The organism is Corynebacterium sp. LK28, assembly GCF_014335105.1.
Classification (GTDB): Bacteria; Actinomycetota; Actinomycetes; order Mycobacteriales; family Mycobacteriaceae; genus Corynebacterium; species Corynebacterium macclintockiae.
This window is the reverse complement of sequence record NZ_PDGZ01000001.1, coordinates 96871-119427: the sequence shown is the minus strand read 5'-3', so window position 1 is coordinate 119427 and position 22557 is coordinate 96871. Positions and strand designations below refer to the sequence as shown.

Genomic DNA, 22557 nt, shown 5'->3' with positions numbered 1-22557 from the left:
CACCGCGCACTTACGCCGCGCAATCACAGCGCGCACGTGCACCGCGCAATCACATCACGCAGTCACATCGCGCCCATGCACTGTGCGGTTGCACATACACTTGCACAACTTTGCAGTTACCGCAGCTGGTGTGGTTAAAAAACTACATTTTTGAACCTAACACAATCGGCCAACCAGCGGAGGTTTTCTAACCCGACTTTGACGTACTGTGGCAAGTACTGTGGGAACAAGAGCAGGGGCTCACCCTGAACCCCCGGAACACGTGGATCATAGGAGGACTAACAAGTGTCCGCTTCAGCTGAAGAAAACAACATCCCAACCGATGCCAGCAACTTCGCTCTCATTCGCGATGGGGTGGCCTCTTACCTGGCCGATTCCGACCCGGAGGAGACCCAAGAATGGATGGAATCCCTCGACGGGTTGCTGGAAACCGCAGGCCCGGATCGTGGCCGCTACCTGATGCTGCGCCTGCTAGAGCGCGCCACCGCCAAGCGAGTTCCCCTCCCGCCGCTGCTATCCACCGACTACGTCAACACCATCCCCACCACCCAGGAACCCGACTTCCCCGGTGACGAGGAAATCGAAAAGCGCTACCGCCGCTGGATCCGTTGGAACGCGGCCATCATGGTGCACCGCGCCCAGCGCCCCGGCATCGGCGTGGGTGGCCATATCTCCACCTACGCTGGCGCCGCACCTCTCTACGAGGTCGGTCTGAACCACTTCTTCCGTGGCAAGGATCACCCGGGCGGCGGTGACCAGATTTTCTTCCAGGGCCACGCCTCCCCCGGCATGTACGCCCGCGCTTTCCTGGAAGGCCGCCTCAGCGAGGAGGACCTGGATGCCTTCCGCCAGGAGGCTTCCAAGCCCGGCCACGGCCTGCCTTCCTACCCGCACCCGCACGGCATGCCGGAGTTCTGGGAATTCCCTACCGTCTCCATGGGCTTGGGCCCGATGGATGCCATCTACCAGGCACGCTTCAACCGCTACCTGCACGACCGCGGCATCAAGGACACCTCCGAACAGCACGTTTGGGCATTCCTCGGCGATGGCGAGATGGACGAGCCGGAATCCCGCGGCCTGATCCAGACCGCCGCGCTGAACAACCTGGACAACCTGACCTTCGTCATCAACTGCAACCTGCAGCGCCTGGACGGCCCGGTCCGCGGTAACACGAAGATCATCCAGGAGCTGGAAAGCTTCTTCCGCGGCGCCGGCTGGAACGTCATCAAGGTCGTCTGGGGCCGCGAGTGGGACGAGCTTTTCGCCCGCGACGAAGAAGGCGCCTTGGTTCATGCCATGAACACCACCCCGGACGGCGACTTCCAGACCTTCAAGGCCAACGACGGCGCCTACGTCCGCGAGTACTTCTTCAACAAGGACCCGCGCACCGCCAAGCTGGTCGAGGACATGACGGACGAGGAGATCTGGCACCTGCGCCGCGGCGGCCACGACTACCGCAAGATCTACGCCGCCTACAAGCGCGCCCTGGAGACCAAGGACCAGCCGACCGTCATCCTGGCGCACACCATCAAGGGCTACGGCCTGGGCCACAACTTCGAGGGCCGCAACGCTACCCACCAGATGAAGAAGCTCACGCTGGACGATCTGAAGCTCTTCCGCGATAAGCAGGACATTCCGATCTCCGACGAGGAGCTGGAGAAGGACCCGTACCTGCCGCCGTACTTCCACCCCGGCAAGGACGCGGAGGAAATTCAGTACATGCTGAACCGCCGCAAGGAACTCGGCGGCTTCCTGCCGGAGCGCCGCGAGAAGTTCACCCCGCTGACGATGCCCGACCTGTCCATCGCCAAACTCGCCCGCAAGGGCTCCGGCAAGCAGGAGGTCGCCACCACAATGGCGTTGGTCCGCGTGTTCAAGGACCTCATGCGCGACGACGAGCTGAAGAAGCGCATCGTGCCCATCGTCCCGGACGAGGCGCGCACTTTCGGCATGGATTCCTGGTTCCCGACGCTGAAGATCTACAACCCGCACGGCCAGAACTACACGCCGGTGGACCACGACCTGATGCTGTCCTACCGCGAGGCCACCGACGGCCACATCCTGCACGAGGGTATCTCGGAGGCCGGTTCTATGGCTTCCTTCATCGCCGCGGGCACCAGCTATGCCACCCACGGCGAGCCCATGATCCCGCTGTACATCTTCTACTCCATGTTCGGCTTCCAGCGCGTGGGTGACGAAATCTGGGCGGCAGGCGACCAGATGGCTCGCGGATTCCTGATCGGAGCCACCGCGGGCCGTACCACGCTGACAGGCGAGGGCTTGCAGCACATGGACGGCAACTCCCCCGTGTTGGCGTCCACAAACCCTGCCGTGGTGACCTACGACCCGGCGTTCGGCTACGAGATCGCCCACATCGTGCACCGTGGCATCGAGCGCATGTACGGCGAGAACAGCAACAATGGCCGCGGCGAGGACGTGATCTACTACATCACGGCCTACAATGAGCCGATCCACCAGCCGGCGGAGCCAGAGAACCTCGACGTTGAGGGGCTGCACAAGGGCATTTACCTTTATGACGCCGCCTCGGGCTCAGCGGAGTTGCAGGCCAATATTCTGGCCTCTGGCGTGGCCATGACGGCAGCGTTGAAGGCGAAGGAACTGCTGAAGGAGTTCGACGTCGACGCGAACGTGTTCTCTGTGACCAGCTGGAACGAGCTGGCCCGCGACGGCCAGGCCGTGGAGTTGGAGCAGCTTCGCGATCCGTCGGCGGAGCCACGCACGGCGTTCATCACTCAGCAGCTGGAGGCTGCGGAAGGTCCGTTCGTGGCCGTCAGCGACTACGCCACCACCGTGGCGGAGCAGGTGCGCAAGTGGGTGCCGGGCGAATACGTTGTGCTGGGCGCCGATGGCTTCGGCTTTGCGGATACCCGCGAGGCGGCGCGTCGTTACTTCAACGTAGATGCGGAGTCCATCGTCGTGGGCGTGCTGCTGGGGCTGGCGCGCGAGGGCAAGATCGATCGCTCTTTGGCTGCGGAGGCGGCCGAGCGTTTCCAGATCGACAACCCGACCGCTACCAACTAGCCCAGTAGGTTCAGTAGCGCCCGGTTGACGTCCTCCGGGCGCTCGACCGGCAGCATGTGCCCGGATTCCGGGTACTCGTGGAAGTCGGCGCGTGGCCAGAGTACGTGGATGCGCTGGCTTTGACTGGGCGGGGTGACGTCGTCCATGGCGCCGACCAGGATCTCGCCGGGGATGTCGGCCAGAAGGTCGGCGGTGACGAGCTCGTCGTGCTCCGTCAGATCGTCTAGGTATCCCAGCAACGTACGCGTGGAGGTTCCGGCGATCTCATTGGCGTGGAAGCTAAGGACGTCGAAGTCGTCGGACTTCCCCTCGTCCAGCGAGCCGTGGTAAATGAAGGCGGCGATGACGGGCTTGATGGCCCACTCCACCAGCGCCTTTGCCCATTCCAACTGGCTGGGGCTCTTGGCTCCCAGCCAGCGGGTCGCGCGTACAAGAGGCGAATGCAGGATCCGGGTGACTCCTGCGGAGGCGAAAGTATCGATCGCGCCGTTAATCAACGCAATGCCGCCGACCCGCTGGAGATCGGCCTTATCCAGGTGGCGCAGCCCGCCCAGCACCGTCATCGCGCCCATCGAGTGGCCCGCCAGGATCAGCCTGCCCGTCGGCGCGAGTTCGCGGATAGTCGCGGCCAGGTCGATGGCGGTGCGTTCAATATCCAGCCCAGGTGCGTCCTCGCTGGCGCCGTGGCCGCGCAAGTCCGGCAGCAGGATGCGCAGGTTCGGCTGCTCACGCAATGCATCCAGTTGGAAGAACCAGGAGGCCGCCGTCAGGTTGAAGCCGTGCACGAGGATGAGCGTGGTGGGGGCGGACGAGGGGGCGTCCTCAAAAGAAAAAGAGTAAGAACGCACCTCATGGACCGCGACCTTCGCGCCGTCGTCCATGGTCAGGCGATGGATCCACCGTGCGCGCGGCAAGCCCGGGACGGCGGGAGGGTCTCGCAACACAATGCTGGCGAGGTTGCGGACGGCGGTAATGGGACGCATGGGTGGAGCCTTCGGAAGATTGTTAGGATGAGTGTACAAATGGCCGCGCGGCGCGGGGTTGCGCTGGAGCTTTAGCCACAAGGCTTATAGCTTAGTGCCCGGCGTGCGCGGGCCTTGAGGAGTGGCAGGAGAAGGGACAAACATGGCGGAACAGAACAACCAGCTGGCGGCGGCGCTGTCGAAGAAGCTGAAGAAGGACGGCGCTGCGGATACTGCTGGCGCTGCTGGCGCTGCCGACAAGGTCGATAAGGCCGACAAGGCTGGCGTAGCCAACGCGACCGGCGAGAAGAACAAGCGCGCGATCGTGCTGGACATCGTGGAAGACGCGACGGGCATCGAGCGCGAGGAGCTGGAGGGTTCCAAGCGCCTGGGCGACGACCTAAACATTGACTCGCTATCCCTGATGGACATCGCCGTGCGCCTGGAAGAGGAGTTCGGCGTGGAGGTGCCGGACGAGGACATCAACCGGGTGAAGACCATCGACGAGCTGGTCGGCCTGGTGGACAAGTGAGCGGCGCAGCGGCAGGCGGCGCTGCTGCAGTCGGCGCGGTAGAGGACGTACTCGCCGAACTGCGCGACTGGCCCGTAAACAACGTGGCCGCGGCGGCGCTGTGGGATGGCGGCTCCGGCGCCCGTACTGCAACCTTCGGCGACACTGCCGCGCAGTTCCCCCTGGCCAGCGTGAGTAAGCTGATCACCGCCTACGCCACCCTGCTGGCCGTCGAGGAAGGCGCCTTCGAGCTGGACCAGCAGGTCCCCGCCGAGCTACTCCCCGACTTCGACGACCTTCCGACCGTGCGCGAGCTACTGGCTCACACCAGCGGCATTGGCTTCCGCGGCCGGTCCCCGGAAAGGCGGCGCGGCACCCGTCGGATTTATTCTTCGGCGGGCTACGAGGTGCTGGCCGACTTCATCGCCGCGGAGGCCGACATGCCCTTCGCCGATTACGTGGCCGAGGGCGTGTGCGCGCCCCTGGGCATCGAGGTCGCGGTCGAGGGCAGCGCGGGGCATGGTTTTTCTGCCTCGGTGGATGCTCTTGCGGTGTTGTGCTCTGAATTTTTGACGCCCACAGTCATCGCCCCCTCCACCCTCAACGAGGCGCTGGAGCCCCAGTGGCCGGAGCTTTCCGGGGTGGTGCCGGGCTACGGAATGCAGAAGCCCTGCCCGTGGGGTCTGGGCTTTGAACTGCACGGCGAGAAGTCGCCGCACTGGCTGGGCGATGGAATGCCGGCCACGGTGGCGGGGCACTTTGGCCAGTCGGGAACGTTCCTGTGGTTCGACCGGAGTGCGGGGACGAAAAAAGCCGCCGTTGTCCTCACGGATGAGGACTTCGGCGACTGGGCCAAGCAGCGCTGGGGTGGTTTCAACCAGCGGCTGTGGGAGGCGCTGGGCTAGCCGACTCGGCTAGCACGCCTGGCGCGCGGGCCAGGCAGCGCAGTCCGGCTAGCCCAAGCCAGCGCGGGGCTACTCGAAGGTCGTGCGCAGGTCCTGGTGGCCCTCTGCGTGCCAGTCGACGTAGGCATTATCCTTCGTATCGATACCCTGCTCCTTCTGGTGAGGAACCTTGGCAACGATGTTGCGGCGCGCGCGGCCGGAACGCAGCTGGATCTCGATACGCTCGGCCAGCTTTGCCAGAGCCATATTGATCAGGATCATGATCAACGCAATCAGCAGCAGGGCCGGGATCATCGCACCGTAGTACTCGCCCAGCTGGCGACCGGAGCGAACAACCTCGACGAAGCCGATCATGTAGCCCAGCGCGGAATCCTTCAGCGCAATAACCATCTGAGAGATGATCGCGGGCAGCATGGCAGCCACTGCCTGCGGCAGCAGGATCAGGTTGATGGACTGGCGGTGGCTCAGGCCCAGTGCGATCGCGGCCTCACGCTGGCCACGGGGCAGGGACTGAATGCCGGAACGCAGGGTCTCTGCGATCACGGAGCCGTTGTACATCGTCAGGCCGAATACCACCGAGGTGAAACCCAGCCAGCTGGATGGCACCAGCTGCAGCAGGGAGAACGTTGCGTAGGCAAACAGCATCAGAACCAGCACCGGGATGGAACGGAAGAACTCCACAATGATGCCGCAGATCCAACGCACCGGTGCAGAGGTGGACAGTCGGCCCACGCCCAGCAGCGCACCGATGGCCATGGCCAGCACAATGGAGACCACAGCCGCGCCGATCGTGGAAATCAGACCTGGGAGGATGTAGGTCGTCCAGGTGGAGCCCTCCAGGAAGAAGGACCACTTTGCAGATTCGAACTGGCCCTTTTCGTTGAGCTTCATGCCCACCAAAACCAGGATCACCGCGACCACTACGACCGTGATCGCCGTGAGGATCGAGTTGAGCCTGCGGCCCTTCGGGCCTGGGGCGTCATAAAGAACAGTTGCACGTGCACTCATTAGCGCTTCACCGCCCATCGCTTACCTGCCCAGCCGAAGAACAACCCGGTCGGCAGCGTCAAAATAATGAATCCAACTGCGATGATTCCGAAGATCACCAGGATGTCGCTGGCGTAATCCTCCGTCAGGGTCTTCATCAGCAGGGACGCTTCAGCAACACCGATCACCGAGGCGATGGTGGTGTTCTTGGTCAACGCGATCAGGGTGTTGCCCAGCGGCACGATCGCGCCGCGCAGAGCCTGCGGGAAGATCACGTGCCGGAAGTTCTGGCTGAAGCTTAAGCCCAGCGAGCGGGCGGCCTCGGCCTGACCGAAGGGCACCGTGTTAATGCCGGAGCGGAGGGATTCTGCCACGAAGCAGGAGGTGTAGGCCACGAAGGCCAGGACAGCCAGGCGGAAGTTCTGCTTTTCGATGAAGGAATCGTTCTCCACCGCCAGCAGCAAGCCCAGGTTGTAGTACAGGCCCATGGAGGCCAGCAGAATGATCAGCGTCAGCGGGGTGTTACGAACAATGTTGATGTACCACGCGGACAGGTTGCGCAGGATGCCCACGGGGCTAACGCGCATGGCGGTCAGGATGATGCCAAAGATCATCGATCCGACTGCGGAGAAGAACGTCAGCTTGACGGTTACCCAGAATGCCGGCAGCAGTTCGGGCTTCATTTCGGCCCATAGTTCGGGGTTCATAGTGCGTTCCTCCTTCCTACTTCTTGTCGACGAACGACAGGTCGCCGATCTTCGGCTTCTCGCCGAGGTCCACGTTGTCGCCCAGGTTCTTGGCGACGATCTTCTGGAACTCGCCGGAATCGTGCATTTCGTTCAGCGCTTCGTTGACCTCCGCCTTGGCCTTGTCGTCGCCCTTGGGCAGGCCGATGCCGTAGTTCTCGTTGGTCCAGAAGCTGCCGTCGTCCTTCTTGAGCTGGATGACGCTGTACTTCTCGTTGAAGCGTTTCTGGTAGCGCTGTGCGAAGCCCGCCAGGATGGTCGCGTCCGTGGTCGTAGCGTCGACCACGCCTTGCTTCAGGCCTTCCGCACACGCGGCGTAGGTGTCGAACTCTTGCAGCTGCACCTCTGGCAGTGCGGACTTCACCTTTTGCGCCGGGGTGGAGCCAGACACGGAGCACAGGCGGGTGCCCGGCGCGATGTCGTTCAGCCCCTTGATGCCGGAATCCTCGCGGACCAACAGTGCCTGGTGGGTAACCAGGTACGGGCCGGCGAAGTCCACGGCCTTGAGGCGGCCCTTGTTGATGGAGTACGTCGCGGTGATCATGTTGACCTCACCGTTGTTGATGAGGGTCTCGCGCTGCGCGGACGGCGTTTCGCGCCATTCGATTTCCGGGGTGGCCCAGCCGTGCTTCTTCGCGATGTATTCCACCACGTAGCGGGATACGTCGGTATCCAGGCCAGCGAACTGCTTATCCGGGGTGCGTTCACCCAGGTTGGGCTGGTCGAATTTGGTGCCCATCACGACGTGGCCGGATTCGATGTCTGCCAGCAGGTCGCGGGCGCCACCGGATCCACACGCGGTCAGCGCTACTACGGATGCGGTGGCGACCACTGCAGCCGTAAGGCGCTTGAGTGCGCTTTTGAATGTAGACATGTGAAACTCGCTTCCCGAACTAGTGGTTCACGATCTTCGCCAGGAAGTCCTTGGCGCGATCGGATTGCGGGTTCGTGAAGAAGGTCTCCGGGTCGGCGTCCTCAACAATGGCACCATCGGCCATAAACAGGATTCGATCCGCAACACGGCGAGCAAAGCTCATCTCGTGGGTGACAACCACCATGGTCATGCCGCCCTTGGCGAGGTCGGTCATGACGTCCAGGACTTCGTTGATCATCTCTGGGTCGAGGGCGGAGGTCGGCTCGTCGAAGAGCATCACCTTGGGGTCCATGGCCAGGGCGCGGGCGATGGCGACGCGCTGCTGCTGTCCGCCGGATAGCTGTGCCGGGTACTTGTCGGCCTGGGCGGCGATGCCCACGCGGTCCAGCAGCTTCTCGGCGGTCTTGCGTGCCTCTTCCTTGCTGACCTTGCGGACCTTGGTGGGCGCCAGCGTGACGTTATCGCGGATGGTCTTGTGGCTGAACAGGTTGAACTGCTGGAACACCATGCCGACCTCTGCGCGCAGCTTGGCCAGATCCTTGCCTTCTTCGGGCAGCAGTTCGCCGTCGATGCGGATTTCGCCTTCATCGATGGTTTCGAGGCGGTTGATGGTGCGGCACAGCGTGGACTTGCCGGATCCGGAAGGGCCGAGGATGACCACGACCTGGCCTGCGGGGACTTCGAGGTTGATGTCTCGAAGAGCGTGATACTCGCCGAAGTGTTTGTTCACTCCCTTGAGCTCAATCATTGTTTTGGAAACAGTTGGTTCAGACATAGGTCTCATAATAAGTAACGCTGATCACTTTTAAGAAATGAAAGCTAGGTGACTCACTGTTGGGCGTTCTTATCGGATTCTTGACGCCCTCACGGTGAGCGAGTCGAGGGGGATAACAGGGCTAAGACTCGGCGGCTTGGGGTGAGGGGTTGCGGAGGCGGTGGCGGGAAAGAAAAGACAGATAAAAGCGTACGGTGGCAGACATGAACTTTTCTGAATTTATACGTAACCGCCACTCCCCTCGCGCGTTCCTGCCGGACGAGATTCCGGCAGAGGACATCAAAGAGATTCTGCTGGATGCCCAGTCCGCGCCTTCGAACTCCAACACCCAACCGTGGAACGTCCACGTGATCGGCGGGCAGAAGTTGAAGGACTTGAGTGCCGCGCTGATCGAGGAGTTCGATACCAACGGCCTGAACCCCGATTTCACTGTGGACTACGGCGAGGGTGTGCACCCACAGCGTTCCATGGAGCTGGCTGCGAAGATGTACGGCTTGCTGGGCATTGCCCGTGAGGATAAGGAGGCGCGCACCGAGTTCGTCCGCGAGAACCTACGCTTCTTCGGAGCCCCGTACTCGGCGCTGATGTTCATCCCGCCGATGGGCGACCGTATTCGTGCGGCGTTCGACCAGGGGACGTATGCGGAGAACTTCCTGCTGTCCCTGACTGCCCACGGCTACCACGGGGTGCCCCAGGGCATGATCTCCCTACTGGCGCCGACGGTGCGCGAGTTCCTGGGCGTGGATGAGGAGTACAAGCTGGTCACTGCGCTGACCTTCGGCCGCGCCGATGAATCCAGCCCGGTATTCAAGACCGACCCGGGCCGCGTTGCGCTCTCCGAGACGGTGACGGTGCACGGGATTGAGGGGTTGGGGCTTTAGATCGCAGGTCGATCAGAGGTAAAGAAAACCCCGCTGGCGCGGGGAGCAAGTGACCCCACGCACTGAACCGTGCAAAGCCAACGGCTCATCCCCGCTGAGGCGGGGAGGCATGGGCGTCACTAGTTCCCCACCCTACAAAACCAACTGATTTAACCCAGCTCGCGGCATGCCCAACTTTTTTCATAACTTGGTATTGCATGGTTAGACAGCAACTGCTAGATTTGACTGTACACACAACACTACGAAAGTCAACGGACATGACAGACCACCATCACACACCACTGTTCGATTTAGATTCCTGGAACGGAATAGTCGACGACTTCTCCCCCACAGCCCGCGCTTTCCTGGCCAAATCAGGCGACGCAAACGGCCCCATGTCACTCGTCCAACATTTGGTCGACTCGGGCGCGGTCGCAACCTACCTTTGGGATTCCTGGCTCTCCCAACAGATCAAGGACTTCCTCAGCCGCACTACACGACTCTCCCCTGAACAAATCCGCTCACTCACGGTTTTCCTTGTCTCCGGCCACGACATCGGCAAGATTTCCAACCCATTCTTACGTAAGCTTCGCTCCCCCGAGACGAACGCCCCGATCCTCTACCCACTCGAGAATACTGGCATTCCTATCCCAGACCTTACTCCCGATGAAGAGATCGCTAGTCTTGCCCACCCGCTCTATTCGCGCGAACTCTTGGCGCGATGGCTAAAGGACAGAGGTCTCAAACCGCCAGCTGCATTGTCTCTCGCCCAAACCGTCGAAGCTCACCATGGCTGGCTTGACGCCAGCGGACGAAAAGCTGCCGTGCCCTTCGTCGACAGTTACCCTCCCGAGTGGCAGAGTGCCGTCAACGAGATTCTGAATATCCTCGCGGCTGCAACCCAAGTTCAATCAGCTCTTGAATCGCTGGCAAAGAAACCGCCGACAACTGCGATACAGATCATCACAGGATTCATGGTGATGTGCGACTGGCTGGCTTCCAACACCGATTTCTTCCCGCTTCGCTTTGAATACCCTCAATCTGAACGCATCAAACAGGGAATGGCTAAAGCTGAGTTTGATCTCCGCACAGAGTTCAAACAACTCGATGACGATCCCACTCTGGTTGCCCAGAACTATCGCTCGAACTTCTCCTGGCCAGAAAGCACCACTCCACGCCCCGTCCAGCTCGCAGTTGCGGACATACTGCACGCCAAATCTTCCGGCCCCTCCCTACTCATCATCGAAGCCCCTACCGGCGAAGGGAAAACCGAAGGTGCCCTCTATGCTGCTCTGCTATTCGCTCAACGCAATCGCGCCAGTGGTGCGATCCTGGCGGCCCCCACAATGGCAACGGCAAACGGCCTGTTCAAACGATTTTCCCATTGGGTAGAAAACATCACTGAAAATTCTGCCGTGTCCTCTCTCTATCTGGCTCACAGCAAGAATCGCCTCAATACGGATTACCGCAAGCTCCGGTACCGCGATATCGGAGAGGACTGTGCCGACCACGGGACAGTCATCGCCACCGACTGGCTATCCGGCCGCAAGAACGGCCTGCTTGCGAACTTCGTGGTGGGAACCATCGACCAGGTCTTGATGATGGCGTTGCAGATGCGACACTCCATGCTGCGGCACCTGGCACTTGCCGGGAAAGTGGTGGTCCTCGACGAGGTCCACGCCTACTCGACCTATACCAACGAATATCTCGCGGAAACACTGCGGTGGCTCGCCACCTACGGCGTGCCAGTCGTCCTGCTGTCAGCCACGCTGCCGACGAGCCGTAAAAAGGAACTCGTTGCAGCCTACGGTGGCCAGCTCATCAAAAAAGACTTAGACCTTGTCGAAGAAGGCTATCCACTTCTCACACTGGTGACCGCGGATGGCGTCAGCGAACAAGCCGTCGCACCTCGCCCAGACGACATGCACGCCAGGGTGAAGCTCATCGACGATTCCATTGAGACACTGACCCAAGTCGTTACCGAGCTCTGCGCCGACGGCGGCGTAGTTCTTGTCATTTGCAACACCATCAGGCGGGCCCAGGATGCCTTCGTCGCTTTGGAAGCAGCATTCCCCGGTGAAGTCCGCCTCCACCACTCTGCATTCACCGGGCTCGATCGCGCTCGTCATGAAGAAGAGCTCCTCGACGAGCTGGGGCCAGCATCACATAGAAATCAAGGGCGCCCGAACCTGCGCATCGTATGCGGTACGCAGACACTGGAGCAGAGTCTTGATGTTGACGCCGACGCTTTGATCACCGACATCGCACCGATGGATCTAATCATCCAGCGGGCTGGGCGATTGCATCGCCACCAGCGACCAGAGAGCGATCGACCGGAGAAGCTGCGTGATGCCTGCATTTACATTCGAGGGGTCGTGGAAACTTCACCTAAGCCCGAATGGGATTCCGGCACGAAACACATCTACGATGATGCGTTGCTTCTCACTACGTACAGGCTGCTCTCCACGGAGGTAGTGGACAAGGGATTTCACCGTCCTTCAGATGTACCGGGGTTAGTTCAAAAAGCATACGACCTCGCGACAGATCATGAGTTCCCAGAAGACTGGGCGGAGCGCTGGGAAGAGTCTCGGCTGAAATCGCAGGCCAATAGCTCTGCCGATAAGTCAAAATCTAGAGTCTTCAGGATTCCGAGCCCAGGCAAAACGGGCGGCAGCTTGGATTCGCTCTTCGAAATGTCGGTTCATGACCGTTCACAGGAAGAAGTCAAGGCGACTGCATCAGTTCGAGATGCCGAGAGCAGTATCGAGGTCATCCCTATCGTCGATGACGTTTACGGATACCGTCCTCTCAGTGCAAAGGGCGACGATCACCTCATGGAGCTCGTGGAAGACACGACTACCCCGAATTTCGATACGGCCTTCCGCCTCGCGGCATCCACGGTGCGCCTACCTTCGATGTTCACGCGCAGTGACAAGGTTTGGGACCGCACAGTCGACGCCCTAGAGGATCAAACACCAGAAGGATGGAAGGAACACTACCTGCTCAAAGGCCAGGTCGCGCTGCGCCTGGATCAGAATCTCGAGGCCACACTGTCGGGTGTGAAGATCCGCTACTCGGAGCTTCTGGGTTTAAAGACCGAAGGCTTTCCAAAAATTCAGGATGAGGCCTGAAATGGTTGGTTTACAAGTAGTTTTAAAGGAAATATGTGCTCCCTTTCAACCACCCTAGGGAGTGATATAACCCCACGGTTCTTTGCCAAAAACCGATAGAAACTAGATACGAAAGGAAGGTTTGTCGTGACAGAGAGCTTTAGCCTCCTCGATCAGCCGTGGATTCTCACGATGCTGACCGACGGCTCCACTGCAGAGCTCAGCCTGCGCGAGATCTTCGACGGTTCCCATTCGATTGCCTCCATCCGCGGCGATAGTCCTGTTCAGGATGCCGCCATCTACCGCCTACTCCTAGCAATGTATTGGTGTGCTTACCGCGAGGAACTAGACCTAGCCCCTAGCGAAGAACTGGACATGGCTGAATGGATACCCGAAAGACTAGAAGCAGCCACAGAGAACCAGCCAGACGATACGGTGCTGGGATACCTAGACCGCTACGCTGATCGTTTTGATCTACTGGATGCCAAAAAGCCGTTTATGCAAGTTGCCGACCTGCATACAAGCAAGAACGCAACGTCCGATGTGCGCCGGATCGTGCCGGATTTCGAAGACGATTACTTTACGCTCCGAGCTGGCGACGGCGCGATCTCGCTTACCTTCGCCGAAGCTGCCCGCTGGCTGGTATACATCCAGGCTTACGACTATTCAGGTATCAAATCCGGCGCCGTCGGCGACCCTCGAGTCAAAGGCGGTAAGGGTTTTCCGATCGGCACCGGTTGGACCGGAGCTATCACTTCGACAATCATTCTTGGGTCGAACCTCCAAGAAACCCTGGCGCTAAACACCACCGCGGAAGTCCTTCAGGCTGAGGGCGACCGCCCTGTGTGGGAACGCGAGCCAGATACCTCTGCGCAGCGTTTGGACCCCGCAAACAAAGACGGCATCTACCCCAAAGGACCGGCTGAAATTCTGACTTGGCAGTCCAGGCGGATCCGTCTCTTCCCAGAAAATGGCCTGATTACCCAAGTCCTTGTCTCGAACGGCGACCGCATTCCGAACGCTAATGCGAATGTCAAGGACGATCCGATGACGCCCTATCGTTATAGCAAGAACAAGTCCAAGAAAGGCTTGGATGTCTACTACCCCAAGCCCCTCGATGCCCAGCGGACGATGTGGCGCAGCTTGGAACCACTGATTGCCCTGGAAACAGATCCCGTCTATGACGAAAAGAATCGCGCCCCAGAACGTCCGCGAACGATCGACCAGCTGGCTTACCTAAAGGAAAACGAGGTTGATCTTCCTGAGACACTGGATGTCTCGATGTCCTCCGTTCAGTACGGCTCGAATAGCTCAGTCGTAGATATCAGTATTAGCACTCGAATAGAGCTGCCTCTTGAGCTTCTACCCAAGTCCGCTGTCGCAGAGCGCCAGGCTGTGCTCAACCTCGCAGCTGCGACTAGCCAGGCTGGAACCATGCTAGGTAGCTTTGCCGGTCAGCTTTTCCAGGCAGCGGGTGGGGATTATGAGTTCCAACCAGCCGCAACCGACACCCTGCTAGCCGAATTGGAGCCGAAGTTTAGTGAGTGGATGAAGACCCTCCAAAACTCAGATCTAGAACCCCGGCTAAAGGCATGGGAGATGACCGTCCGCAACGCTGTTCTACAGCACGCAGACGTACTCCTCGTCGGTGCCGGTCCAAAGGCGTTGATCGGCAGAATTGTTGAAACCAACGGAGACGAACGCTTTGTATCCGCAGGAACAGTAATGAGTTGGCTGCAGAAAAAGCTCCGCGAGATTCTGCCACGCACCGTTCCACGCTAGATTTGCCGGTTCACTGCAACGCCCACCAAGAATAGGAAAACAACCATGGACCAAATAACAGATGACCGGCCACAACTAAGTTCGTCGGTCGCCGCTACGTGTACACGATTGCAAGCCGATTACTTAGGCCGCAATGGCTACCCCAACCAGGCACAAGCCCGAGGAACCCTTGCTGAACTTCGCAAATCGGCTGGGCAACCAGCACTGCAGAACCCGCTTGTGTTTGAAAACGTTCTATCTTCACTGGTCACCCCTCTGTCCGAAAAAGAGATGGGATGTGGCGACGCACCTTCCCCATCCGAGGAAGCCGCCTTCCACGCGCTGACTTACTTCGCGCTCCACATGCAGGGCGCCACCCACGAGGTGCACGACAGTTCCCACTCTTTTGCCTCCGCTTGCGGTCGCCTGGCGCACACTAGCGAGTCGAAGTCCATCAAGGGGCGCTTCGATGCCCTGGTGCTAGCGCGTACCGCCCAGTCCAGGTTGATTCAGACTCGCTCTTTGATCTCGCTGCTGCGATCCAAAGACCTCCGTTTCAACTACGGCTGGTTCGCCACGGACCTGCGCAAGCTCTCTAACCCACGCACCCGCAATGGCGTACTGCTGCGCTGGGGGCGTGATTTCGCCTTTGCTCAGTACCCGCGCGAAAACAACAGTTCCTCTGCCACCAAAGAAAACTAAACTTCCCAGTTTCGAAAGGATTCTCTCATGTCCATCACCATCGATTTCCACGCTCTACAGACCCTCCCACCAAGTCTGATCAACCGCGATGACACCGGCGCACCCAAGACGGCCATCTTCGGCGGAGCTCCTCGCCAGCGTGTCTCCTCTCAAGCTTGGAAGCGAGCCATTCGCAAAGATTTCGGAGAGACGTTCCCGACCGGCTTCGTCGGCTACCGCACCCGCCGTGCGATCGAACTGCTCGCTGACCGCATTCAGGAACTGGATGTCTCCATTGAAGATGCCGAAGCAACCGCCTTGTCAGAGAAAGTATTCACCGCCGCTGGCTTCAAGCTGACAAAGCGGAAGCCTGCAAAGGAGATTCCCGAGGGCACGGAGCAAAAGTCCGAGCTCGGCTACCTGCTATTCCTCAGCGTCCGACAGGTCGACAACCTCGCGAAGTACGCTATCGATCACCGTGAGGAGAATAAGTTCCCCAAGAAGGAAGTAGCCGTACTGTTCGACCAAGAACACGGCGTAGACATCAGCATGTTCGGCCGCATGGTTGCTGACGCCCCGGACTTCAATGTCGATGCATCTGTACAGGTCGCACACGCTATTGGCGTACATGAGTCCGAGCCGGAGTTCGACTTCTACACCGCAGTCGACGACATGGTAGAAGCCGACGAAGAAGTCGGAGCAGCGATGATGGGCACCGTTCAGATGATGTCCTCCACTCTGTACCGATTCGCCACGATCGATGTTGACTCGCTGGCCGACAACCTCGGCGACCAGGACGTACTGGCCGAAGCTATCAAGGCGTTCACCAACAGCTTTATCACCTCGCTACCCACGGGCAAGCAGAACACTTTCGCCCACAACAGCGTGCCGGAGCTCGTGTACGTGACCGTGCGTGATGATCGCTCTATCTCCCTGGTCAATGCCTTCGAAGAACCGGTGGTCTCCGAGAACAACCAGGGCCGCCGTAAGTCCGCTGCCGACCGCCTGGCTCACGAGGCTGAGCAGATCCAGAACACTTATGGCTTCGTCCCTCAGGCCGCGTTCGTCATGTCCCTCGGCGACCTGGCCGATGCGTTCGTCGAACAGAACCTGGCCAAGAAGACCACTCTGCCCGAGCTCGTCGAAGCTGTCGCAGAAGCTGCCACCCAGGAGCGCTAATGCCTTCCACCCTTCTACTCAGGCTGTCTGGCCCCATGCAATCGTGGGGCGCCAGCAGCCGATTCAAGCAACGCGCCACCGAACAGGTTCCCACCAAGTCCGGCGTGCTGGGGCTTCTAGCCGCTGCACAAGGGCGCCAGCGCACTGACGACCTGCAAGATCTTGCGGCTCTAACGTTCGCCGTTCGTGTGGATCAGCCTGGTTCCCTACTGCGGGACTACCAGACTGCTCAGCCATGGCAGAAGAGGCCAAAGGACAACGCGAACCTGGTCACGCGGTACTACCTTGAGGATGCTGTTTTCGTCGCTGCCGTCGAATCAGACAATGAACCCTTCATCGACGAACTCGCAAGTGCCGTCCAACGCCCCCGCTTCCCGTTATTCCTTGGGCGTCGATCGTGCCCTGCTCCCCCGACCCTCTACCTCGGAACTTTCCGTGGCTCGGCCGTCGACGCGCTGCGAGCTACCGACTGGCAGGCCACCCGCGCACACAGAAAGACTCGGGCGCCGAAACTCTCGCTGCCTATTTTTCGTGACGCCACGAGTGGTGAAACCGGCATTGCTACTCGAGACGTACCGATCTCCTTCTCTCAAGAGCATCGAGAGTACGGATGGCGGGATGTCGTCCAAGACCAGACGGGTGTGCCCATCGAGAATGACCTCGGTTCGACCAACGACCCATTTATGGAGGCGGTGATGCAGGCATGACGACCTTCACACGACTTCACCTAGATCCCCGTAGTCGCCAAGCGCGAAAACTGCTGGGTAATCCGCAGGCTATGCACGCTGCGGTTCTGAGCTGCTTTCCTAAAGAAGTAGCCGACAAGGAACGTATCCTCTGGCGCCAAGACGGAGAACTCCGAGGCACAGACGAGCATGCTGTCTACATCGTCGGACCGGATAACTGCGATCCGAACAAAATCGCTGAGCAAACGGGTTCCCAAACTGAACCGCAAAAGGCAAGATACGACCGTCTGCTCGGGGCACTGGAAGATGGACAGCATTGGCACTTCGAGGTGGTTCTGAACCCTGTGGCTGCTAAAAAGGCTCCTGGTTCCCCACGCGGAACCCGTGGCAAACTCACTGCACTGGTGGGCGAGGATGCTCAGTTGGAATGGTTTAACACCAAGGCTAAAAGCTGTGGCTTCACCCCGCTGGAAACCCTCATCGTGGAACGAAAAACACTGCGTTTCTCGAAGTCGGTGAACAACTCCAAGGGCCGCCAGGTTGTGATTGGCACGGTGCGATACCGCGGCACACTGCAGATTGACGATGCCGAAAGCTTCAAGAAAGCACTCGTCGAAGGCATCGGGCGAGGCAAGGCCTACGGTTGTGGCTTACTGACACTCGCCAAGCCCATTACCGGCAAGCCAGACTAGGGATATCGCAGTGGCACAGCACCCTTCGAAGTCGCCCATGGATCGTCCGATCCTACCGCGCGTGCAGGATCGGATCTCGTTTCTATACGCCGAGCGCTGCGTAGTTAATCGCGATAACAACGCTGTTACCTTCACGGATGAACGCGGCATCACCCATGTGCCTGCGGCAGGTATTGCTGCCTTAATGCTTGGCCCAGGTACGAAAGTGACATACGCAGCGATGGCTCTGCTAGGGGACTCCGGGGTTTCCGTCGTATGGGTTGGGGAAAAAGGCGTGCGCTACTACGCATCCGGCCGTTCGCTTTCGAATTCTTCGGCAGCGGCGGAGGCGCAGGCGTCAATAGTAAGTAACCAGCGCCGCAGGCTTTTCTGCGCACGACAGATGTACGCCATGCGCTTCCCCGGCGAAGATATTTCAAGTGCGACGATGGCACAGCTGCGTGGGCGTGAGGGATCCCGGATGAAGAAAGTCTACCTGGCGGAGGCCGAGCGAACCGGGGTGCCGTGGAAGAAGCGGATGTATGATCCGCAGAACTATTCTAGTGGTGACCCAATTAACCGGACTCTTACTGCAGCGAATGCAGCACTTTATGGTGTGGCTCATGCCGTTATTGTTTCGCTGGGATTCATTCCCTCCTTGGGCGTAATTCACCAAGGCACGGAACGCGCGTTTGTTTACGACATTGCGGATCTGTACAAGTCGAAGATTTCAATTCCGGCAGCGTTTGATGCTGTGGCGGAAAATGAGTTAACCGCCGATGCAAATATCCGACGAGTGATCCGTGATTACGTGGTGAAGAAAAACCTCATACCGACAATGATTCGGGATCTCATGTTTCTGATGGAAATGACCTCCGAGGCGCAAAATATCGATTCCGAATTGTTGCTCTGGTCGGATTTAGAGGTTGTCGCTTCAGGACATAACTGGTCGAACGAAGGACCAGTGGAATGATGGTTCTGGTTGTTTCTGCGTGCCCTGCAGGACTTCGCGGTGATCTAACACGGTGGCTTTTGGAGATTTCACCGGGAGTGTTCGTGGGGCGTCCCAGCGCCCGAGTGCGTGACCAGGTTTGGGAGCGCACGTGCGATCTGGTGAATGACGGTCGGGCAATCATGGTGTTTCAAGCAGCGAACGAGCAAGGATTTGATTTCAAAACCCACCGGCATAACTGGGTTCCGACTGACTTCGACGGAGTGAACCTGATTACGCGACCGAATAACCGAGCACCATCATCACGACGGCGTGGGTGGAGCAAAGCACGGCGAAGATAGATGCGTGGGATGCAGTTCGCGGGTCCAGCGGCTGGTAGTTAAAACAAGTTGAACTAGAATCGGCTTTAAGGCTCAAAGAACCACAGCTCAGAGAGTGTGCTCCCCGCGCCAGCGGGGATGAGCCCCGTGGAGACGTGTTTGAGGCAGGTGCGCACAGGTGCTCCCCGCGCCAGCGGGGATGAGCCTTCATAATGTTCAGCAACCCACCGTTAATCTGCGTGCTCCCCGCGCCAGCGGGGATGAGCCCTCGTGGCTGTCCGGCTCGCTAGGGCGAATCTTGTGCTCCCCGCGCCAGCGGGGATGAGCCTGGATTCGGTAAGTAGCGCCCTTGTGCGACTGGGTGCTCCCAGCGCCAGCGGGGATGAGCCGGCGTTCGCAGAGCGCTTGGAGAAGCCCGCGAAGTGCTCCCCGCGCCAGCGGGGATGAGCCCGTGGCTGTGGCAAAGCGTCCTGCAACCCGTTTGTGCTCCCCGCGCCAGCGGGGATGAGCCGGAGCTGGGCAAGTCGCCGGAGGACGTGCAGAAGTGCTCCCCGCGCCAGCGGGGATGAGCCCCTCGGCTGCCTTCTCCTGCGATTTAGCGGAAAGTGCTCCCCGCGCCAGCGGGGATGAGCCTGGTGGGGGGTCTATGGGGGAATCGCTGCACGGGTGCTCCCCGCGCCAGCGGGGATGAGCCGTTTGAGGAAGCGCGCGATCCCGAGAAGGCAGCGTGCTCCCCGCGCCAGCGGGGATGAGCCGACGTGAAGTCTGATTCCGGTGAGGCTGCTAAGGTGCTCCCCGCGCCAGCGGGGATGAGCCCAACAGGAAAGAAGTATGAACTGCTGGAAGGTAGTGCTCCCCGCGCCAGCGGGGATGAGCCGCTAGTGCCCCACGAGGCGTAAATACCCGCAGCGTGCTCCCCGCGCCAGCGGGGATGAGCCCGACCGATAGCACCCCGCACAATGACCACACACGTGCTCCCCGCGCCAGCGGGGATGAGCCGCATGAGCGAAGACCACGCCCTGCAGATCGCCTGTGCTCCCCGCGCCAGCGGGGATGAGCCGGAGTACCGACAATGGCTAAGAACCTAGAGCAAGTGCTCCCCGCGCCAGCGGGGATGAGCCTGCCACGGCGTAGCAGACCCAGGACGCCAATGGGTGCTCCCCGCGCCAGCGGGGATGAGCCCATGTGCAGATTGTCCCCCTCAGACTGGTTCGAGTGCTCCCCGCGCCAGCGGGGATGAGCCGCGGTCGACTTTTCCAACGGTCATGATTCCACCGTGCTCCCCGCGCCAGCGGGGATGAGCCTACAGGTGCAACGCAATAGGCTGCGAAGAGTCGGTGCTCCCCGCGCCAGCGGGGATGAGCCCAACTCCCGCCTTCGCTTCGCTCAGTTGTGCTGGTGCTCCCCGCGCCAGCGGGGATGAGCCGGATGTAGGGGTGATCCGCGCGGGCGTCGCCCTGTGCTCCCCGCGCCAGCGGGGATGAGCCTTATCGACTAGCTAGCTCACTGCGTGAATCTCGGTGCTCCCCGCGCACAGCGGGGGTCCACCGTGCTCCCCGCGCCAGCGGCGATGCGCCCTATGAGATCGGTAAATCCACCCCACGGAGGTCGTGCTCCCCGCGCCAGCGGGGATGAGCCTGCATACCGTCCCCGCCCGTATACGGGAGTGATGTGCTCCCCGCGCCAGCGGGGATGAGCCGGTAGCTGACGATAAGACGAAGGCTGCGCAGGCGTGCTCCCCGCGCCAGCGGGGATGAGCCCTGATCCCACCGCTCAGCGAGATCCGCCGTCTCGTGCTCCCCGCGCCAGCGGGGGCATGCTTAGGCCCGTTCTAGCGACAATCTGGACGGCTCGCTGCAGGGGATTTACTTAACCGGAACCTCTTTTCGCAGGAATGCCAGCTGCTCCTCAATGATCTCCGAGAACAGCGGCTCCACGTAGGGGTCGAAGTGGCCGCCCTCGTGAATGTGAATCGTAGCGCGCTGGACCTTGCCAGCTGCTTTGAGAGCGACATTTGTTGGAGTGACGGCGTCATGAGACATCACCTGGAAAAGCGCCGGGCAGGAAACATTCCCGGCCGTCCGCGCCGGCGAATAGAAACCAATCAACGCCAGAATGCTGTTCGACGTGGCCGGTGTACCAACTCACGCGCCTATTCTTCCGCTTCTATAGGTAGGGGAAATAGGCTCTGACGTGCCGTTTTCTGTGGGGCCAGCGGGGCTCGAACCCGCGACCAGCGGATTATGAGTCCGCGGCTCTAACCGACTGAGCTATAGCCCCAGTATGCGTCGCCACTCGATGGAGTGGCTTGCTAACAAAAGATTCAACCACACTGCCTTTGGCGGGTAGTCATATACCCCAGCTTCAACGAAAACAGCCCCCACAATAGGTGACCTGACCTGGCGATTTGTCTGTTTACACCCCAGGCATATAAAGTATGATTCCGTTGCACAGAGCAAGGGCTTACGCCTGAAGCTCAAACAACTTAATCCCCTATAGCTCAGTTGGCAGAGCATTCGACTGTTAATCGAAAGGTCACTGGTTCGAGCCCAGTTGGGGGAGCAACTAAAAGCCCCGATCGGCTGCACTACATGCAGGTGGTCGGGATTTTCGCGTTGGTGCCGCTACGTCACTTCTGAGCGATCTTAGAAATCTTAGGCTGAGATATAGACCCTTTGTTCGATTGCTAGGTGGCTTGTCCATTCCCCTCTCTACACTTACCTCCATTCTCAACCACCACAGTTGTTCACCTAAGCGAACGTAGAAGGGTAAGGTAATGGAACCATGACGACCACGAACCCCAGCAAGCGCCGGGCGTTCCTGACGGGAGTGGGCAGCATCCTCGATCTACAGGGCGCCGCGACGTACCGCCGCATGCAAAGCCTAATGCCACCCCCAGCGCCGAGGACTTCCATCAACGCAGCATTGGTACGGGCATCAGCTCTGAGCAGCTCCGAAACGACCCCGTTCTCCTCGCCCAAATAACCGCCTACCTGGAAGAGAACCATCTGCATGTCCCGCTTCTTATGCCGGACATCGACAAGATGAGTGAATTGCGAAGTGAAACTCCCGAGCTTTACTCGGCGTATGTGGAGGCATTGCGCTCACAAACCCGGGCCGACGAGCTAACGCGAACAGCGCCTTACATAGAGCCTGCCAAGGCCGCGAGAAGGGGGCAGATATTTGGCCTCACCGCAGTGCTCGCAGTTCTACTTCTATGTGGTTACCTGGCCTTTTTGGGATATGTGATTAGTGCAAGCATCATTGCAGGATTCGATCTGGTGGCCTTAGCAAGTGTATTTGCCAACGGTCGGCGAATAGAGAACTCCTGACCACTTCCCTCGTGCACGTCAGCCCAAGGGCGATCACAAGGGTGAAAACCACGGACGACACAATTTGTTGGGAACCCGCTACCGGTCGACCACCAACCGAGTACTACTTGCAAGTACAAAGCTAGTCCACGGAAACAAAACACGATTCTTCCGCATTTTTACCTACAGCCGTGCATTTTGCATACGGTGCATCGCCTTTACTC

19 protein-coding genes, 2 tRNA genes and 1 CRISPR repeat array are annotated in these 22557 nt (G+C 59.8%); of the genes, 14 read left to right on the top strand and 7 right to left on the bottom strand.

From position 1 onward, the window contains the following. The first annotated feature begins 285 nt into the window (after positions 1-285). Entirely contained in the window at positions 286-3042 is a 2757-nt protein-coding gene (gene aceE / locus CRD15_RS00530; RefSeq protein WP_187401649.1) for a pyruvate dehydrogenase (acetyl-transferring), homodimeric type, read from the top strand. On the opposite strand, the gene CRD15_RS00525 is transcribed toward aceE, so the two are convergent. Continuing rightward, positions 3039-4025, bottom strand: a complete 987-nt coding sequence (locus tag CRD15_RS00525) for an alpha/beta fold hydrolase (RefSeq protein ID WP_187401648.1) — start codon at positions 4023-4025, stop codon at positions 3039-3041. The two genes, aceE and CRD15_RS00525, sit on opposite strands and share 4 nt — an antisense overlap. A gap of 142 nt (positions 4026-4167) precedes the next feature. Here CRD15_RS00525 and CRD15_RS00520 point away from each other — a divergent pair, with 142 nt between their 5' ends. Next, positions 4168-4536 (top strand): acyl carrier protein, encoded by a 369-nt coding sequence (locus CRD15_RS00520; protein WP_187401647.1) that lies wholly within the window; start codon positions 4168-4170, stop codon positions 4534-4536. Further along, positions 4533-5420 carry a serine hydrolase domain-containing protein gene (locus CRD15_RS00515; RefSeq protein ID WP_370546757.1) on the top strand — a complete coding sequence of 296 codons (888 nt, stop codon included), beginning with the start codon at positions 4533-4535 and terminating at the stop codon, positions 5418-5420. The genes CRD15_RS00520 and CRD15_RS00515 overlap by 4 nt, the downstream gene beginning before the upstream one ends. A 69-nt stretch (positions 5421-5489) precedes the next feature. Here CRD15_RS00515 and CRD15_RS00510 read toward each other — a convergent pair whose 3' ends face one another. Genes CRD15_RS00510 through CRD15_RS00495 form a run of 4 tightly spaced genes read right to left on the bottom strand, consistent with a single transcriptional unit; the run spans position 5490 to position 8775 of the window. Then, positions 5490-6428 (bottom strand): amino acid ABC transporter permease, encoded by a 939-nt coding sequence (locus CRD15_RS00510; RefSeq protein WP_034993703.1) that lies wholly within the window; start codon positions 6426-6428, stop codon positions 5490-5492. Continuing rightward, a complete protein-coding gene (locus tag CRD15_RS00505; protein ID WP_187401646.1) occupies positions 6428-7114 on the bottom strand; it encodes an amino acid ABC transporter permease in 687 nt (228 codons plus the stop codon). The genes CRD15_RS00510 and CRD15_RS00505 overlap by 1 nt, the downstream gene beginning before the upstream one ends. A 16-nt stretch (positions 7115-7130) precedes the next feature. Then, entirely contained in the window at positions 7131-8027 is an 897-nt protein-coding gene (locus CRD15_RS00500) for a glutamate ABC transporter substrate-binding protein (protein WP_034973215.1), read from the bottom strand. 19 nt (positions 8028-8046) lie between these two features. Next, positions 8047-8775 carry an amino acid ABC transporter ATP-binding protein gene (locus CRD15_RS00495; RefSeq protein ID WP_034980538.1) on the bottom strand — a complete coding sequence of 243 codons (729 nt, stop codon included), beginning with the start codon at positions 8773-8775 and terminating at the stop codon, positions 8047-8049. 230 nt (positions 8776-9005) lie between these two features. On the opposite strand from CRD15_RS00495, the gene CRD15_RS00490 reads away from it, so the two are divergent. The 9 genes from CRD15_RS00490 (at position 9006) to cas2e (ending at position 19043) form a co-directional block, all read left to right on the top strand. Beyond that, the gene (locus CRD15_RS00490) at positions 9006-9683 is read left to right on the top strand and encodes a nitroreductase (RefSeq protein WP_187401645.1); all 678 of its coding nucleotides are present in this window, start codon (positions 9006-9008) and stop codon (positions 9681-9683) included. A 257-nt stretch (positions 9684-9940) separates the two neighbouring features. After that, positions 9941-12793, top strand: a complete 2853-nt coding sequence (cas3, locus tag CRD15_RS00485; RefSeq protein ID WP_187401644.1) for a CRISPR-associated helicase Cas3' — start codon at positions 9941-9943, stop codon at positions 12791-12793. A gap of 126 nt (positions 12794-12919) precedes the next feature. Further along, entirely contained in the window at positions 12920-14554 is a 1635-nt protein-coding gene (casA, locus tag CRD15_RS00480; protein ID WP_187401643.1) for a type I-E CRISPR-associated protein Cse1/CasA, read from the top strand. Between the two features lie 45 nt (positions 14555-14599). Next, positions 14600-15235 carry a type I-E CRISPR-associated protein Cse2/CasB gene (casB, locus tag CRD15_RS00475; RefSeq protein WP_034966247.1) on the top strand — a complete coding sequence of 212 codons (636 nt, stop codon included), beginning with the start codon at positions 14600-14602 and terminating at the stop codon, positions 15233-15235. Between the two features lie 27 nt (positions 15236-15262). Further along, positions 15263-16393: a type I-E CRISPR-associated protein Cas7/Cse4/CasC gene (gene cas7e, locus CRD15_RS00470; RefSeq protein WP_034966244.1), complete on the top strand. Its 1131-nt coding sequence runs from the start codon at positions 15263-15265 to the stop codon at positions 16391-16393. Next, positions 16393-17100: a type I-E CRISPR-associated protein Cas5/CasD gene (gene cas5e / locus CRD15_RS00465; protein ID WP_187401642.1), complete on the top strand. Its 708-nt coding sequence runs from the start codon at positions 16393-16395 to the stop codon at positions 17098-17100. The genes cas7e and cas5e overlap by 1 nt, the downstream gene beginning before the upstream one ends. Next, positions 17097-17771 (top strand): type I-E CRISPR-associated protein Cas6/Cse3/CasE, encoded by a 675-nt coding sequence (gene cas6e, locus CRD15_RS00460; protein ID WP_187401641.1) that lies wholly within the window; start codon positions 17097-17099, stop codon positions 17769-17771. The genes cas5e and cas6e overlap by 4 nt, the downstream gene beginning before the upstream one ends. Positions 17772-17808: 37 nt before the next feature. Further along, positions 17809-18723: a type I-E CRISPR-associated endonuclease Cas1e gene (gene cas1e, locus CRD15_RS00455; protein WP_187401725.1), complete on the top strand. Its 915-nt coding sequence runs from the start codon at positions 17809-17811 to the stop codon at positions 18721-18723. Then, positions 18720-19043 carry a type I-E CRISPR-associated endoribonuclease Cas2e gene (cas2e, locus tag CRD15_RS00450; protein WP_080716911.1) on the top strand — a complete coding sequence of 108 codons (324 nt, stop codon included), beginning with the start codon at positions 18720-18722 and terminating at the stop codon, positions 19041-19043. The genes cas1e and cas2e overlap by 4 nt, the downstream gene beginning before the upstream one ends. Positions 19044-19139: 96 nt before the next feature. After that, positions 19140-20843: direct repeats of the CRISPR family, unit length 28 nt; unit sequence GTGCTCCCCGCGCCAGCGGGGATGAGCC. 44 nt (positions 20844-20887) lie between these two features. On the opposite strand, the gene CRD15_RS00445 is transcribed toward cas2e, so the two are convergent. Both CRD15_RS00445 and CRD15_RS00440 read right to left on the bottom strand, forming a co-directional pair. Further along, positions 20888-21130 (bottom strand): hypothetical protein, encoded by a 243-nt coding sequence (locus tag CRD15_RS00445; RefSeq protein WP_187401640.1) that lies wholly within the window; start codon positions 21128-21130, stop codon positions 20888-20890. Between the two features lie 98 nt (positions 21131-21228). Beyond that, positions 21229-21302, bottom strand: a tRNA-Ile gene (locus CRD15_RS00440). Positions 21303-21511: 209 nt separating this feature from the next. Between CRD15_RS00440 and CRD15_RS00435 the strand changes: the two genes are divergently transcribed. Continuing rightward, positions 21512-21584, top strand: a tRNA-Asn gene (locus CRD15_RS00435). A gap of 222 nt (positions 21585-21806) precedes the next feature. Further along, positions 21807-22007, top strand: coding sequence for a hypothetical protein (locus CRD15_RS00430; protein WP_155270753.1), 201 nt, complete (start codon positions 21807-21809; stop codon positions 22005-22007). The last annotated feature ends 550 nt before the right edge of the window (positions 22008-22557 follow it).

Coding starts and splice junctions, on each gene's coding strand:
- cas1e (WP_187401725.1), top strand. CDS start 17,809: ATGGATCGTCCGATCCTACCGCGCGTGCAGGATCGGATCTCGTTTCTA.
- casB (WP_034966247.1), top strand. CDS start 14,600: ATGGACCAAATAACAGATGACCGGCCACAACTAAGTTCGTCGGTCGCC.
- cas3 (WP_187401644.1), top strand. CDS start 9,941: ATGACAGACCACCATCACACACCACTGTTCGATTTAGATTCCTGGAAC.
- CRD15_RS00520 (WP_187401647.1), top strand. CDS start 4,168: ATGGCGGAACAGAACAACCAGCTGGCGGCGGCGCTGTCGAAGAAGCTG.
- CRD15_RS00500 (WP_034973215.1), bottom strand. CDS start 8,027: ATGTCTACATTCAAAAGCGCACTCAAGCGCCTTACGGCTGCAGTGGTC.
- cas2e (WP_080716911.1), top strand. CDS start 18,720: ATGATGGTTCTGGTTGTTTCTGCGTGCCCTGCAGGACTTCGCGGTGAT.
- CRD15_RS00510 (WP_034993703.1), bottom strand. CDS start 6,428: ATGAGTGCACGTGCAACTGTTCTTTATGACGCCCCAGGCCCGAAGGGC.
- CRD15_RS00505 (WP_187401646.1), bottom strand. CDS start 7,114: ATGAACCCCGAACTATGGGCCGAAATGAAGCCCGAACTGCTGCCGGCA.
- CRD15_RS00430 (WP_155270753.1), top strand. CDS start 21,807: ATGACGACCACGAACCCCAGCAAGCGCCGGGCGTTCCTGACGGGAGTG.
- CRD15_RS00490 (WP_187401645.1), top strand. CDS start 9,006: ATGAACTTTTCTGAATTTATACGTAACCGCCACTCCCCTCGCGCGTTC.
- cas7e (WP_034966244.1), top strand. CDS start 15,263: ATGTCCATCACCATCGATTTCCACGCTCTACAGACCCTCCCACCAAGT.
- cas6e (WP_187401641.1), top strand. CDS start 17,097: ATGACGACCTTCACACGACTTCACCTAGATCCCCGTAGTCGCCAAGCG.
- CRD15_RS00495 (WP_034980538.1), bottom strand. CDS start 8,775: ATGATTGAGCTCAAGGGAGTGAACAAACACTTCGGCGAGTATCACGCT.
- cas5e (WP_187401642.1), top strand. CDS start 16,393: ATGCCTTCCACCCTTCTACTCAGGCTGTCTGGCCCCATGCAATCGTGG.
- CRD15_RS00525 (WP_187401648.1), bottom strand. CDS start 4,025: ATGCGTCCCATTACCGCCGTCCGCAACCTCGCCAGCATTGTGTTGCGA.